This is a genomic window from Arthrobacter sp. MMS24-S77, assembly GCF_054888235.1.
Genome location: NZ_JBTZRN010000001.1, coordinates 4203649 through 4217984, shown reverse-complemented (window position 1 = coordinate 4217984; position 14336 = coordinate 4203649). Strand labels below are relative to the sequence as shown.

The following is a 14336-nucleotide window of genomic DNA, read 5'->3' as shown; positions in this document are numbered from 1 at the left end:
CTCCTCAGTCACGCTTGCAGTTCGAAAGTGTCGATACGCCGAGTAGTCACCTGAGGCACCCCGCCGGAGAGAGGGTTGCCGACCAGCAAGTCAGGGCTTCGCGCTGGTGCTCATTACTCAAGAAGAAAATAACATCCACGACGGCGGCCTGCATCACCGGCCGTCGTCATGTTCCGTAACCGGGGCGGCGGCCCAGCGGATCCGGGCGAAAAGCAGTGCCCGACGTCGGCACTGCCTGAGCTGAACGCCCCTTCAAATGTGACGCCCCGGGAGCATAATTGACGCAATACGAACCTCCGTAACGTCCCATGAAATCAGGCCACCGTGAGCGGATCAGAGCCGAGTACAGTCAAGCCCATGCTTCACTTCGGGTGGTTTGTGGGCCACGGTTTCGGCGTTCAGGGCTGGGGTACGCCCGGCTACAGCCTGGGTTACGACTGGAAGAAGCCGGCCCTGTATCAGGAGGCCGTGCGGGCCTTCGAGCGTTCAGGCCTGGACTTGTTCATCATCGAGGACTCCCTCACCGTCCCGGATACTTACGGCGGTACCGCGGAGGTATCACTGGCCCACGCCTCGTTTGCCCCCAAACATGATCCACTGGCCCTGGTTCCGTATCTGCTGTCCGCCACGGAGCACCTGGGCATCGTGCCTACGGTCAGCGCCTCCTTCTATCCGCCTTTCACCGCGGCCCGGCTCCTGGCCACTTTGCAGCATTTCTCGAACGGCCAACTCGGCTGGAACGTGGTGACCTCCGGCAGTGACCTCGCGGCCCAGAACTACGGACTGGACCAGCAAATCGAGCACGATCTTCGATATGAGAAAGCCGAGGAATTCGTCGACGTCGTCCGGCGGCTTTGGCGCAGTTGGGAACCCGGCGCGATCCTTGAAGATGCCGGGGCCGGCGTGTTTGCCGACCACAAAAAGGTCCATCCCATCAACCACGACGGCGAGTTCTTCAAGGTCCGCGGCCCGCTCAACACGGCGCCGCTGCCTGAGGAACCCGTGCTGGTCCAGGCGGGCGCATCGCCGCGCGGCAAGGCATTCGCCGGGGCCAATGCCGACGTCGCGATCGCCCTGGCCCGCGGTGCCGACGGCATGAAGGCCTACCGCGATTCGATCCGGGCCGAGGCAATCAAATCCGGCCGCAACCCCGACGATGTCAAGGTGCTGTTCGTCCTCAAGCCCACCGTGGTGGGGTCCAAGGCAGAGGCCGCGGAACTGCGTGCACAGCGACGCGAACTCACCCAACGCGACATCGACAGCCAACTGAACTCCATCTCCTACCTCTCCGTGATCGACTTCAAACAGTTCGACCTGGACTCACCGCTGCCGGAATTGAGCACCAACAGCAATCAGGGCACCCTGGAACACTTCGCCAAAGCGGCCCCGCCAGGGTCCACTCTGCGCGAAATCCTGCAGGCCCGCAGCGGCGGTGCAGGTGACAGCATCGTCGGCACCACGGAGGAAATTGCCGACTACCTCGAGGAAACCGGCGAGGCAGTAGGCGGGGACGGCTTCCTCTTCTCCGGCTTCGTGGACCCGGTCACCGTGCACGGCGTCCTGGACAAGCTCACGCCCGAACTTCGGCGCCGGGGACTGTTGAGGACGAGTTACGGCGACGGAGGTTTCCGCCGAAACCTCCTGGACTTCTGACCATGACTACGGGCGCGCACACGCTGCTGATCGGCAGGGCGCATGTCCACGTCCGGCAGGTGGCCGCGGCCGCCGTCGATCCCTCGGTCAGGGTGGTCCTGAGCGGGGAGTCACTGGAATTGATCGGGCGCTCGCGGGAAGTGTTGGAACGCGCGGCGGCTTCCGGGGAGCGCGTCTACGGACTCAACACGCTGTTGGGCTCCGGCCGGGACACCTCTGTGGAGGACGAGTCCATCCTCGCCTACCAGGTCCAGGTGGTCCGCTATCACAACAGCGGCGTAGGCGAGTTCCTCGATCGCGCCAACGTCCGGGCGCTCATCCTCGCCCGCCTCATCGGCTTCAGCCGCGGCGGTTCCGGTGTCCGCCAGGAAACCGCCCGTTTCTATGCCGAACTGCTCAACCGCGATGTTGTCCCGGCCGTCCCGCGCGAAGGCTCGGTGGGGTCATCGGACTTGACCCAGCTTGCCGCCGTAGCGGCCGTTGCCATTGGTGAAGGGCAGGCCCTCGCCACCGACGGAGCCCTGGTTCCCGGCGCAAAGGCACTCGCCGACGCCGGGCTGGAGCCATTGCGGCTCGGACCCGGGGAAGCCCTCGCGCTGGTCAGCGCCAATGCCTACTCGATCGGCACCGGGACGCTGACGCTCAGGCGACTGTACCGCGTTGCTGAGCTGGCCGACGTCGCGCTCGCGTTGTCGCTCGAGGCGACCGCGAGGTACGACGACGGCGGGAACCTGAGCCCGTTTTCTCCCGTCATCCAGGCGGCCAAGGCGGTGGGTGGCCAGCGGGATTCAGCGGCGGCTGTGCGTCGACTGCTGCGGGGCGGTTGGCTGGAGGATGTGCGGCCCGAGGTGTCCGTGCAGGATCCGCTGTCCTTCCGGGCCGCGCCGCAGACGCATGGAGCGTTCAGGGCTGTCGCGGAGCAATTGGAGGCCGCGCTGGACGTCGAGCTCAACGGCCGCGGAGACAATCCGTTGAGCGATGTGGAATCGGGGCGGATGGTGTCAGGCGGCAACTTCCAGCCCATGCAGCTCGCCCTCGCTTTCGAGGCCGCCCGGCTCGCCCTTGCCCACGTGGGTATCTCGAGCGAGCGGCGGATCGCGAAGCTCTACCCGCCCCAGCGTGCCATCCGGGCGCGGCACCTCGAACTCGCGCGCGCCGAACAAGCGCGCGACGGCGGCGGGTTCCGCGGGGCGGAGGCGCTTGCGTCCGAGGAGTTGCCGGGCCTGCTGTGGTACTCCGCCGCGAGCCTGTTGGCTGAGCTGAAGGTGCTGGCCGCTCCGGCGACGCTTGGGGCACCCACATTGTCGGCCGACGTCGAAGACCACTCCACCCTCGCCCCGCTGGCGCTGCAGCAATTGGAGCGATCCGTGGACGCCGCGGAAAAGCTGATGACCATTGAGGCGCTGACTGCCGCCTACCTGCTTCAGGAGGCCGAAACGGACGACGAAAAGGCGGGGCGGCGCCTCGGGAAGGGGACGGGCGCCGTCGTCGGGCACCTCTCGACGCTGCTGGCGGAACGGCTCCACGCAGCGGCACTCGTGGAACGCGCCCGGGGAGCGCTACAAATAGCGATCGATGGTTTGGAGGGGGAATCGTGAGCACCATGACCGGAAAGCACGTCCGTGGCGTCGATGCGGGGTTGGATGCTTCCGTGCTGGCACACGTGGGCAACACGCCGCTTATGCTGCTGGAGAAGCTGAGCCGCGGACTGGGCAGCACTGTCCACGTGAAGCTGGAATCGGAGAACCCCGGTGGTTCCATCAAGGACCGGACCGCGTTGAGCATGGTTCGCGCCGCCGAAAAGTCCGGCGAGCTCCAGCCAGGGGCGATGATCGTGGAAAGCACCTCGGGCAATACAGGGATCGGGCTGGCGCTGATCGGTGCGCTCACTGGCCATCCGGTAGTGGTGGTCACGGGCGACACCATCTCGCAGGAAAAGCTTGCGGCCCTGCACAGCTACGGCGCCCGAGTGGTGCTGACTGACTGGAACGCGCCGTCGGAATCGCCGGGAAATGCGCGGGCCGTGGCGGCGCGGATCACGGCGGAAAACCCGGGAGCGTGGCGGCCGCAGCAGTTCGACAATCCGGCCAATCCGGCGGCGCACTACTTCGGTACGGGCCCGGAAATCTGGGAGCAAACGGGCGGCAGGATCACGCATTTCGTGGCGGGGGTTGGCACCGGCGGAACGATCAGCGGCAACGGGCGGTACCTCAAGGAGCGCGTCGCGGCAGATCGGCCGGGCGGGCACATCGAAGTGGTGGGCGCAGACCCTTATGGCTCGGCCTACAGCGGCGGCCATCCGGGTGAGATCCTGGTGGACGGTGTGGGCAACTCCTGGCCCGAGTCCGAGTGGCCGAAAGTCTTCGACCGCAAGCTGGTTGACCGCTTCCTGCGCATCCCCAATGACGAGGTCTACACCACCGTGCACCGGCTCTTGGACGAGGAAGGACTGTCCTTGGGGCCCTCATCGGGCCTCACGGTCGCAGCCGCCATCCGCGTGGCCCGCGCTGCCCCGCATGGTTCAGTAGTGGTGGCCATAGCCCCCGACGCCGGAACCAACTACCTGAGCAAGGCCTTCAACCCGGCGTGGCTGGCTGAGCACGGGATCCATTTGGCAGGGGACACTGATGAGCCCACGCCGGCAAGGATCCCGGCCTGAGCTGCGAAGGATGAGCTAGGCCTCGGTGTCATCCGGCAGCGGTTCCAGGCTTGCTTGGACCCGGGGTGGCAGCGCTTTTGGCTCCGGTAGCAAAACTGCAGGTGAATGATGGAACGTGGAGCCCTGATGCTTCCGGATTTCGAGTAGCTCGTGGACGGATATCCCGGTGGCCGTGGCCAAGGCATGCAGCGAGAGACTGTTGTGATGAGCCAAGGCGAAGACCACACCTGACAGGGCTTCGAAACCTTCTGTCTCGTAGATTTCCTGTACCAAGTTGGACATGCCATTCGCATCATCGATTGATCCCGCTGACGCGGCAGTCGCCATGGCGGTCAGCGACCATGCAGCAGAGTCGGGGCTGATGTAAATGCTCATGTCGATACCCTACGGACTCAAGCCCACTTGTGGAATGGGCGGAAACGTTTTCCTCACCGACTGAGAAGTCTGATGCGCCGGCCCCAGAACCGGCGCATCAGACGTTTTTATGCGGCCGCCCTATCCGGCCGCGAGGCGGAGGATCAGCTCAGCATGCCCAGGGAACCTCACAACCAGCGACTCGATGTCCCGTGCCGTCGGTTTCGTGGAATCCGACCTCTCGTATCCCGGTGAGAGGCTGCAACTGACCAGGGCGAACCCCGGACCGGCCAACTCCGCGCCGAACCAGGTGGAATTGGGGGCAACTCCTTGCAAAGTCTGGCCTGCCTCCGGATCCGGCCCCAACACGACCTCGGAATAGCCAAAATCCTGGAGTCCAAGCTCCCGGGAGAAGACATGCAGCCTAATGGGTGTCCCCACATGGAAGAACCACAGCTCATCCTGCTTGAGGGCGTGCAACTGGAGAACCTCCCCGGACTGCAGCAAGTACCAGTTGGAACTGTAGAGCGGATGGTCGACGCCGAAACGCGGAGGCAACGCCGAACCGGCGATGTCCTCGTTGCTCACGAGCGCGGACGCGAACCAGCCGCCCACGCTAGCGGGGGACATGTCCAGCCGCTTGATCCAATCCTCAGCGAATCCAGTCATGTGACCGGATCCTTCAGTGAGAAGCAGACCGTGATGCCGATGATCGCCTTGCTGCCCAAGGCACGCAACAACCCTTTCTGGGTCACGATGTCCACATTCACCATGCCGCCCTCCTTGCTGGGGACGGCAATCGTTTCGTGGAAGTTGAGCAGGGGTTTTCCGCTCGCCATCACTTCCTTGTCGTGGGCAACGTGCTCCGCGCGCGAGTCCTGGTGACCAATCAGCTCCGACTTATCCATGCCCACCAGGTCCGCAAAGTTCTGGTTGACCCACAGAAAGACCGAATTCGCATCCTTCACCACCCAGTACACGCCGTCCTGCCGGTCCAACACATCGGCGACGCTCATGGGCGGAACTGTGGGAAGGAGCGCCGGGTCCAGCGCCGGGGCGACAGTCATGGCGCTGCCGCCGTTCCGCCGTCGGCCTCCAGTCTTTCGGCGAGGTCCTGCGCCAGGGCCACCATTGTCATGGTGGGGTTCCAGGAGCCGCCGGTGGGCCAGAGGCTGCCACCGGTGACGAAGACGTTCTGCACGCCGTTGAGGCGATAGTCGGTCCCGACGACGGCGTCCTCCTCTTCGCCGATTGGCAGGCTTGAGCTTTCGTGGACCAAGCCCGGTACGCGGCGCTCCGGGATGGCAGGACGCATGGCGCCCCAGCTTCCGGCGTCGGGATCTCCGTGCCAGTATTCGACGCGTTCCGCGCCAGCCGGGGACAGGACCCGTTCCAGCATCTGGAAGGTTCCCTCGTCCATGGTGTTCCACGTGTCCTCGTCGGTGGCGTTGGCCAGCACCTGCAGGGTGACATTGCAAGTGGGGTCGGCGCCGCCGGACAGGCGCAAGTGGTTCTCCGGGTTGCTTTCGTCCAGCTCGCCGAGGACGGCACAGACGAACACCAAGTAGTCCTCCGAGGACCGCAGCTGAGCCAGTGAAGCCGTGGCGACGACGTCGGGGGCATACCGTTCGGACTTCTGGGCGTTCTTGTCCGGGAAACGGTCCGAGAGGACGGAGAGTTGCACGTGGTACTGCATTCCGGCCGGGCTTTTGCCCGCCATGTAGATGGCCGCCAATTCCAGCTCGCCGAGTTGTTCGCTGAAATCAAAGTCCTTGCGCGGAACCCGGGCCACCACAGAGGTGATGAAGTGGGCGCTGAAGTGGCCACCGGCGCCCTGGACCTGCGGGAAGGAATTGAGGACCAAGGTTGCCGGGGAAGCGTGCCCATGGCCAGGACCAGGTTGGCGCTGCCAACGTTGACCACGCCGCGGTTGGTGTTCAACGCCGTGGCACGTCCGTCCTGTTGGAGCACGCTCAGCACGGTGCAGTCCGTGACCAAGCGGAGAGCGGCGCCCTTGCCTTGTGCCTCGAGTGCCGCCTGCTTGTCCGACAGTTCCAGCAGGACTGCCGGGGTGGAGAACTTCGCGAAATCCACGCCGGAGCTTGCACCGGTTGCGGCAGCGAGCGGGGCGGGCATGCTGCGGGTGGCGGAAGCGATCTTGTGCAGGCCGGCCTCAAGGCGCTCCTGGAGGGCCTTCTGCATGATTCCGTAGACGGGCCGGGTGTCGTTGATGAGATCGACGACGTCGGCCGACCGCCCGGCGTCGATCTGGTCCGCCGAAACCACGTTGAGCAGATCCTCCGCCGACGTGAAGTGCGACTTGGCGGCGTCCATCACGGCACGCGGCCAACCTCGCATTTCATCCTCCTCGGGGCGGGGGCACCACGCGCTCCACATGATGCTGCGTCCGCCGTAGAAGGGGACCATGCCGTGCTGCCAGGAAATCTTGCCGGGCGGCTGGGTTGCGGTGGAAGCCGCCAAGGTCCAGGGGAAGGTCTCCGAGAGGCCTCCCAATGTCTCCTTGTAGGGCAGTGGCAGGTTCTGGAAATGTTGCGGCAAGAAAAACGGACCCCGTTCAATGATCAGGATCCGTGCGTGCGGGTTGACCGTCAGCGTCCGCTCGGCAAAGGCGTAGGCGCAAAAACCGCTGCCGATGACGATGTGGTCGAATTGTTCTTCTTCGCGGACTGTTTTCCATTCCCCCTCGGAGAGGAAGAAAACATGATCCATGACCTTCTGGGGCGAGGGATCCTGTGGTCCGGGCGTGGGAAAACCGTGATTGAAATTCTGGGACGAAGAAACTGCACTCATAATGATGCCCTCCATCAGCTTGCTGACTCCACGGCACCGTGAAATCAGGTGCCCGCTGGGCCGTAGAGGTAGCTCACCTTTCCCCAGCAAGGTTCACGAAACTAGTTAACTACCGCGGACATGGCGGCACAATAGACTTTGGCAAGCTAAATCCCTTGGCCCGTTACACTCGGATTCATGTCGGGTCATGGGGGAACCAGAACTGTTGCGGTATTGCTGGCAGTGTTACTGCTCGCCGCCGGGGTGTCCGGCTGCGAATATACCGACGCCGGTGATCCCCGGCCGGTTGCTGCGCCCACGCGGACGTCCCCGCCGCGGGTCCCGTTGCCCACCAAGGACCAGACCACAGCCGCCCTCGAGGCCAACAATCTGGTGACGGCTAAACACCTGCTCGGGCAAGCGTCCGGGGCAGTGATCCTGGAGGACTCCGGCACCATGGGTGGCGCGGTCAGCGGCGTCAACAAGAGCGCCAGGGTGACGGAAGCCGGCCGGTACACGGTGATGGTTGCCTGCGTTGGTGCTCCGGAGGTCCAGATGGTCATCGGCCAGGATCCACGGACCGGGCTGGCCCCGCAGGACCAGACGTTCGATTGCTCCGCGCCCTACACAGGTGTTGTTCAGCTGCAGCCGGGGCCGGTTACTGTCCAGGTCTTCGTCCCGCGGGCTAATTCCGCCGCACCCGCCTCCGCCTCAGCCCCCGCGGGCGCAGGGGAAGTCGCCGCGGTGAGGATCACGGCTGGCGGCTGAGGACCCGGGCTTGCCCTTGATTGCCCTGGGGCGAGGGTCTTGGGATACTCCACCCATGTCTTCTCTCCCCGTGACGTTTGCCGAAGACGTCATCAACCAACCAGTCAGGACCCAATTCGAGGCATTCATCGACGAGCACCGGCGCGCACTCAATGCCTGTCTGAACGGGTTGACGGAGGAACAGGCACGTCGGTCATTGGTCCCGTCCCGGACCACCTTGCTGGGCCTCGTGAAACACGTGACCTTCGTTGAGAAGGTCTGGTTCGACGAAGCCATCACCTGCCGTTCCCGTGCCGAGATCGGCATCCCCGCGACGCCGGACGAGTCTTTTATCCTCGAAGACGACGACACCATCGCTTCAATCCAGCAAGCCCACCGCGAGGCATGCGAAGCATCGCGTCAGGCGACATTGTCCTTGGGGCTCGACGACATGCTCAACGGCAACCGACGCGGCCCGCTCCCGCTCCGCTGGGTGTACCTCCACATGCTGCGTGAGCTTGCGCAACACTGCGGGCATGCAGACATCCTGCGGGAGCAGATCCTGAGTCAGTAGGTAGCCGATGCCGCGCGCCGAATAGGGCGCTTGGGAAGTTAAGTCTGAATAAAGCTCGTGTTATTCAGGTTTTCGCCATAAAATCTGAATATATCGCCAATTAGTCATACTTCCGGAGGATCTATGGCAGCCTGGCCCGCGCATGGCAGTACGACGATGCCCTGGAAATCTTCGGGGCGCCCCCCGCGGGAGGACCGGGAGTTCACCGAGGTGATCGTCTCGCTGCCACCCAGGATCTCGGAGTGCTGGTTCGACCCGGGCCGCGAAACAATCGTTGCGCTTGAGGAGGCGGCCGTGGCCGTCGCGTCTCTCGACGTCACCGCTAGCACTCGGATGGCTGCCATCAGTGGGTTCCTACTCAGCAGCGAGGCGGTCTCGTCTTCCAAGATAGAACACGTTGACGCCGACCGCGACGATTACGCGCGTGCCATGATCGGGCAGAAGTCCAGCGATGATGCGCGTTCAATGGTGGCTGCCGCCGATGCGGTGCAGAGGATGATCAACGACGCCGGGCTCAACGGGACAATTCGAATTGAGGCAATGCTCTCCGCCCATCACACCTTGATGAAGAATGACCGACTGGATGCTGAGCATGCCGGGAAGGTCCGGGACGTGCAGAACTGGATTGGCGGCAGCGACTACTCCCCGCGCGGGGCCGTTCACGTCCCGCCTCCGCCTGAGCTCGTGCCGGGCCTCTTGGGAGATCTGATGGTCTTTTGCAACCGCGTCGACGTCCCGATCATGGCTCAGGCAGCGATTGCACATGCCCAATTCGAATCCATCCACCCGTTCACCGACGGCAACGGCCGCATCGGCCGGGGCCTTATTGGCGCAATCTCCCGTCGACGTGGCCTGACGAAGAACACGGTCACTCCAATAGCGTCCGCGATGGTCGCGGACGTAGAGACGTACTTCGGCTTGCTCAACAACTACCGGTACGGCGACGTTGACCCGTTCGTGCTATATCTTGCACGTTCCGCGGTTCGCGCTTCCGACGCTGCCCGAGAGTCCGTTGCGGCGCTGGATGCGCTCCCCGCCATGTGGCTTGACCTGGTCCGTCCGCGCAAGGGATCCGCTGACGAGAAGATCATCCCGTGGCTGCTCGAGCGCCCGGTGTTCGAGGCGCACAACGCGGCCCACGCCGCCGGCGTCGAGGAAAGGTCGGTCTACGGCGCCCTGGACCGGCTCACTGCCGCCGGGGTCATCACGCCCATCACCCAGTCAAAACGCAACCGTGCCTGGGCTGCGACCGAGGTTCTGGACGAAGTTGACAGGCTCAACGAGCGGCTGGCCAGGTAATGCAGCTGACTCGGAGCTATTCAATCCCCGCGAACAGCTCGTTGAGCTCGGCGGTGAGCTGCTTGCGCATTGCCGGGGTGCCGATCTCCCTGCCGTCCACGTGATTGACGGGCGCGATGAGCCGGATGCTTGAGATCAGCCACACGGCGTCGGCGTCGAACAGGTCGTCCGGGACCAACGGGCCGTAGCCGAGCTCCCAGCCGGCCGCTTTAGCCTTAGCGAAAAGTGCGTCTTGCGAGGTGCCGGGGAGGATGCCGCTGTCCAGTTGCGGGGTGATGAGGCGCTTGACCGTGCGCATGGAGCCGGCGCCGTCGTCGACCGTTTCAACGTGCGCCAGCAAGACGGTGGACGTCGGGCCCTCCAGCACGCGACCGTCTGTTGAGGTGAAGATGGCGTCGTCCGCGCCTTGCTTGTGCGCGTAGCGCAGGGCGGCCATGTTCACGGCATAGGACAGAGTCTTGGCCCCGAGCAGGAGCCAGGGGGCGCGCTCGCCCGCCTCCGTGTCGAAGCCACGGTCAAGAAGTACGACGTCGATGCCCGTCTCGCGCTGCCGGCGACTGCCCGCGGGGGACGGCGAAGCCTGGATCCAGCAGGTGGGGGTCGACGCGCCTTCCACGCCGCGGGTCACCAGAAGCTTGATGACAACCTCGTCCTCTGCCGGGCTCGGCGCGGGGAACGCGTCGCGGAACTCGGTGATCGCGGTGTCGATCGCCCGGCGCCACACCTCCTGCTCCGGAATGTTCAGGTCCAACGCGCGGGCCGAGCTCTCGAGCCTGTTCAGATGGGCTTGTACTTTCCGTGCCCGGCCCTCGACGGCGAGCAGCGACTCGAAGACGCCGTCGCCTCGGGTGGCGCCCAGGTCCGTGGCCATGAGCTGCGGCTGGCTGGAATCGGCGATGCGGCCGTTTTCGAACGCGGGATCCAGGAAAACAAGGACCGTCGAGGCAGGAAAAGTCATGCTTCCAGCTTAGTGTGGCTCCGCGGGACGTGAGGTCAGCAGCCGGGTGCCAGATAGGCTGTGCTGACTGCTAGTTCTTTGACCGTGGGGGTTGTCGGGTGCTGTTTCCTTTTCAGTTCGGCATGGAGTGGACCTGGCTCCTGGGCGCATGGGCGATCGCCGAAATCATCTTGCGCATCGTACTGCTTGGGGTCATCCCGGGAAACCGGCGTCCCACCACGGCCATGGCCTGGCTCCTGGCCGTCTTCCTCGTCCCGTCCGTCGGTTTCGTCCTGTTCCTGTTGTTCGGCAATTTCCGGCTGTCCCGCCGTCGTCGGGAGCAGCAAGAAGAGGTCAACGAAAGGGTGCGTGCCGGCACTTCGGCGATCGCCGACGTCGTCAGCAAATACGCCGGGCCCGAATGGGTGACGTCGGCGGGTGAACTGAACCGGCGCCTCGGCTCGCTGCCGATGGTGGACGGCAATTCCGTGGAGCTGATCCCCGGCTACGAGGAATCGCTCAAGGCTATGGCTGAAGCGGTTCGCGGGGCCAGGAAATTCGTCAATGCGGAGTTCTACATCATGAGCAGCGACTCAGTCACGGACGAGCTCCTCACCGAGTTGGAAAACGCGGCCGAGCGCGGCGTCAGCGTCCGGCTCCTCTTCGACCACATCGGCACGTTGCGGATCCCCGGCTACCGAAGGCTGGTCCGCAGGCTCAAGGGCGGCCAGATCCAGTGGCGCCGCATGCTGCCGCTGTTGCCCATCCACGGTCAGTGGCGCCGTCCGGACTTGCGGAACCACCGGAAAATCCTGGTGATCGACGGCGAAATTGCCTTCACCGGTTCCCAGAACCTGATCGAGCCCTCCTACAACAACCCCAAGCACCGACGCGCCGGCCGTAAATGGGTGGAGCTGATGGCCCGCATGGAGGGGCCGATCGTTGCCACCCTCAACGTGGTCTTCGCCACCGACTGGCTCAGCGAAACGGACGAGTCCCTCGAATACCAGCTGCAGGTCCCGGTCCGAGCAACACCCGGACGAATGACGGCCCAGGTGGTCCCCAGTGGTCCGGGATTTGTCACGGAAAACAACCTGCGCCTCTTCAATACGCTGATCTACTCGGCCCAGCACCGCATCTCGATTTGCAGCCCTTACTTCGTGCCGGACGATTCTCTGCTGTATGCCATTACGACGGCGGCCCAGCGTGGTGTGGACGTGGAGCTTTTCGTCTCCGAGAAGGGCGACCAGTTCCTGGTGCATCATGCGCAGCGGTCCTACTACGAGGCGCTGCTGGAAGCCGGGGTGCGGATCTACCTGTACCGCGCACCGTACGTGCTGCACGCCAAGCACTTCACGATCGACGACGAGGTGGCGGTCCTCGGCTCCAGCAACATGGACATGCGCTCCTTTTCCCTCAACATGGAGGTGTCCGTGATGCTCCTCGGCGCCGAAGCGGTGGACCGGATGCGCTCGGTGGAGGCCTCGTACCGGGAAATGTGCCGCGAACTGACCCTGGACGATTGGCTGGACCGGCCGATGCTTGCAAAGTATGTGGACAACGTGGCGCGGCTGACGGCGACGCTGCAGTAAAGCTCAGTCCTCGGTGCAGGCTTCGTCCGCAGGTTCGGCATGGATCCGCGACAGCAACGCATGGAGTTGCTGGAGCTCATCGGAAGAGAACCCGGCGAAGGCCTCCCGCTCGACGTCGGCCACGGCGACTTCGATCGACGCGACCGCGAGCTTGCCTTCCGCGGTGATTTCCACGATATGACGACGGCGGTCCGCGGGATCGCGGCGGCGTTCCGCGAGCCCTTCGCGTTCAAGATCGTTCAAGACGGCCACGAGTGCACTGGCGTCGATCGAAAGGACATCGATGAGGTCTTGCTGGCTGATGGGCCCGGACTCGTCGAGCCGGCACAGGAGGACCGCATGCCTCGGACTAAGTCCGGACGAGTCCAGGGCCTGGCGAAGACGAGTGTTCATGATGCGGCCGTGGCGCGCCAAGAGGAACCCCAGTTGTTTGCCAGCTGCTGAAGGACTCATCGAGAAAATCTTATCATCGAGGAAATTATTGATCATCAGAAATCGTTGTGATTCATAAACGATCTGAGCGGCACCAGCCGAGCAGCGTGAGCCTCTTACCTGAGGAGTTGCCATGAATGACCAGGACCCGCACCCCACTGTGGTGGTTATCGGCGGAGGCTACGGCGGCATCACTGTAGCCAAGGCACTCGACGAACATGCGACGGTTACCTTGGTGGAGCCCAAGGACGCCTTCGTCCACAACATCGCGGCGCTTCGCTCCGTGGTCCAACCCGATTTCCTGCCTCGCATGTTCCTGCCGTATGACCGCTTGCTGGTTCACGGCGAGGTGTTGCGCGATCGAGCGGTCAGGGTGGACGGGCACACGGTCGAGTTGGCTTCGGGAGCCAGTTTGAGGCCGGACTACATCGTCCTCGCCAGCGGTTCCAGCTATCCCTTCCCGGCCAAAAGTGATCGGCTGGTTACCACCGATGCCATTGCCCGCTATCAAGCCGCACATGATGACCTCAAACGGGCCAGCAGGGTGATGCTTCTCGGTGCCGGGGCGGTAGGCCTTGAATTTGCCGGCGAGATCGCTGCCGTGTGGCCGGACAAGGACGTTGTGCTGGTGGATCTAGCGCCGGACATTCTTCCCGGACCGTACGATCCACGGCTGCGGGTGGAGGTCAACCGGCAGCTGGATGAGATCGGCGTGCGGCGAATCATGGGCAGCGCGTTGGTGCAGTTGCCTCCGGTTCCCGCCGGGGAGTTCGGCACTTTCACGGTCAACACCACGGACGGCACTGCCATCGAGGCGGACATCTGGTTCCGTTGCTACGGGATTGCCCCACAGACGGACTATGCGGCGGGAGACCTTCTTGCCGCGCGGACGGCGGATGGCTACTTGGAAGTCACCCCCGAACTCCGTGTGGTGGGCTTCGAGAACGTCTACGCGTTGGGCGACATCTCGGCGATCGACGTGAACAAAGCCGGCGTCGCGGGACGCGAGGCCGCGGTGGTTGCAAAGAACATCCAGGCCCAGATTGACGGCTCAGCCGAACTGGCCGCTTATCCGCCGTCGCGGCCTGTCATCATCCTTCCGTTGGGGCCCGCGGGCGGTTCGGGACAACTGCCCGACGGCGAGATCGCCAGCCCGGAGATGATCTCCAAGATCAAGGGCCAACACATGATGATCGACCGCTATGTGGAGATGCTAAACCTGAGCGCCTGAGCGCCTGAGCTGACGACCGCCGCCTGTCGCCCGACCGCCGTCGGGGTCTTTCCTTCCCGCCGAGATGG

General features: G+C 64.2%; 15 protein-coding genes and 1 riboswitch. Of the genes, 9 read left to right on the top strand and 6 right to left on the bottom strand.

All coding sequences use genetic code 11. The features are described from left to right. Positions 1 to 5 precede the first annotated feature (5 nt). Positions 6 to 118, bottom strand: a riboswitch (SAM riboswitch). Between the two features lie 239 nt (positions 119 to 357). The 3 genes from ACX5I4_RS19455 to ACX5I4_RS19445 are packed head-to-tail and all read left to right on the top strand — an operon-like array spanning position 358 to position 4312. After that, positions 358 to 1653: an NtaA/DmoA family FMN-dependent monooxygenase gene (locus ACX5I4_RS19455; RefSeq protein ID WP_461838109.1), complete on the top strand. Its 1296-nt coding sequence runs from the start codon at positions 358 to 360 to the stop codon at positions 1651 to 1653. Positions 1654 to 1655: 2 nt separating this feature from the next. Beyond that, positions 1656 to 3251 carry an aromatic amino acid ammonia-lyase gene (locus ACX5I4_RS19450; protein ID WP_461838108.1) on the top strand — a complete coding sequence of 532 codons (1596 nt, stop codon included), beginning with the start codon at positions 1656 to 1658 and terminating at the stop codon, positions 3249 to 3251. A 5-nt stretch (positions 3252 to 3256) separates the two neighbouring features. Next, positions 3257 to 4312: a PLP-dependent cysteine synthase family protein gene (locus tag ACX5I4_RS19445; RefSeq protein WP_461838775.1), complete on the top strand. Its 1056-nt coding sequence runs from the start codon at positions 3257 to 3259 to the stop codon at positions 4310 to 4312. 15 nt (positions 4313 to 4327) lie between these two features. Here the strand turns inward: ACX5I4_RS19445 and ACX5I4_RS19440 are convergent, their stop codons facing one another. From ACX5I4_RS19440 to ACX5I4_RS19425, 4 genes are all read right to left on the bottom strand, one after another. Further along, a complete protein-coding gene (locus ACX5I4_RS19440) occupies positions 4328 to 4687 on the bottom strand; it encodes a hypothetical protein (RefSeq protein WP_461838107.1) in 360 nt (119 codons plus the stop codon). Between the two features lie 120 nt (positions 4688 to 4807). Continuing rightward, a complete protein-coding gene (locus ACX5I4_RS19435; protein WP_461838106.1) occupies positions 4808 to 5335 on the bottom strand; it encodes a cupin domain-containing protein in 528 nt (175 codons plus the stop codon). Next, complete coding sequence (locus ACX5I4_RS19430) at positions 5332 to 5733, bottom strand: PAS domain-containing protein (RefSeq protein ID WP_461838105.1); 402 nt, start codon at positions 5731 to 5733, stop codon at positions 5332 to 5334. The genes ACX5I4_RS19435 and ACX5I4_RS19430 overlap by 4 nt, the downstream gene beginning before the upstream one ends. Beyond that, the gene (locus tag ACX5I4_RS19425; RefSeq protein ID WP_461838104.1) at positions 5730 to 6530 is read right to left on the bottom strand and encodes a GMC oxidoreductase; all 801 of its coding nucleotides are present in this window, start codon (positions 6528 to 6530) and stop codon (positions 5730 to 5732) included. The genes ACX5I4_RS19430 and ACX5I4_RS19425 overlap by 4 nt, the downstream gene beginning before the upstream one ends. 683 nt (positions 6531 to 7213) lie before the next feature. On the opposite strand from ACX5I4_RS19425, the gene ACX5I4_RS19420 reads away from it, so the two are divergent. From ACX5I4_RS19420 to ACX5I4_RS19405, 4 genes are all read left to right on the top strand, one after another. Continuing rightward, complete coding sequence (locus ACX5I4_RS19420; protein WP_461838103.1) at positions 7214 to 7519, top strand: hypothetical protein; 306 nt, start codon at positions 7214 to 7216, stop codon at positions 7517 to 7519. 135 nt (positions 7520 to 7654) lie between these two features. Beyond that, a complete protein-coding gene (locus tag ACX5I4_RS19415) occupies positions 7655 to 8224 on the top strand; it encodes a hypothetical protein (RefSeq protein ID WP_461838102.1) in 570 nt (189 codons plus the stop codon). Positions 8225 to 8279: 55 nt separating this feature from the next. Then, complete coding sequence (locus ACX5I4_RS19410) at positions 8280 to 8777, top strand: DinB family protein (protein ID WP_461838101.1); 498 nt, start codon at positions 8280 to 8282, stop codon at positions 8775 to 8777. A 123-nt stretch (positions 8778 to 8900) separates the two neighbouring features. After that, positions 8901 to 10076 (top strand): Fic family protein, encoded by a 1176-nt coding sequence (locus ACX5I4_RS19405; RefSeq protein ID WP_461838100.1) that lies wholly within the window; start codon positions 8901 to 8903, stop codon positions 10074 to 10076. Between the two features lie 16 nt (positions 10077 to 10092). On the opposite strand, the gene ACX5I4_RS19400 is transcribed toward ACX5I4_RS19405, so the two are convergent. Further along, positions 10093 to 11034 (bottom strand): aminodeoxychorismate lyase, encoded by a 942-nt coding sequence (locus ACX5I4_RS19400; RefSeq protein ID WP_461838099.1) that lies wholly within the window; start codon positions 11032 to 11034, stop codon positions 10093 to 10095. Between the two features lie 122 nt (positions 11035 to 11156). On the opposite strand from ACX5I4_RS19400, the gene cls reads away from it, so the two are divergent. Beyond that, positions 11157 to 12605 carry a cardiolipin synthase gene (cls, locus tag ACX5I4_RS19395; protein ID WP_461838774.1) on the top strand — a complete coding sequence of 483 codons (1449 nt, stop codon included), beginning with the start codon at positions 11157 to 11159 and terminating at the stop codon, positions 12603 to 12605. 3 nt (positions 12606 to 12608) lie between these two features. Here the strand turns inward: cls and ACX5I4_RS19390 are convergent, their stop codons facing one another. After that, positions 12609 to 13058: a MarR family winged helix-turn-helix transcriptional regulator gene (locus tag ACX5I4_RS19390; protein ID WP_461838098.1), complete on the bottom strand. Its 450-nt coding sequence runs from the start codon at positions 13056 to 13058 to the stop codon at positions 12609 to 12611. A 112-nt stretch (positions 13059 to 13170) separates the two neighbouring features. On the opposite strand from ACX5I4_RS19390, the gene ACX5I4_RS19385 reads away from it, so the two are divergent. After that, entirely contained in the window at positions 13171 to 14268 is a 1098-nt protein-coding gene (locus ACX5I4_RS19385; RefSeq protein ID WP_461838097.1) for an FAD-dependent oxidoreductase, read from the top strand. Positions 14269 to 14336: the final 68 nt, after the last annotated feature.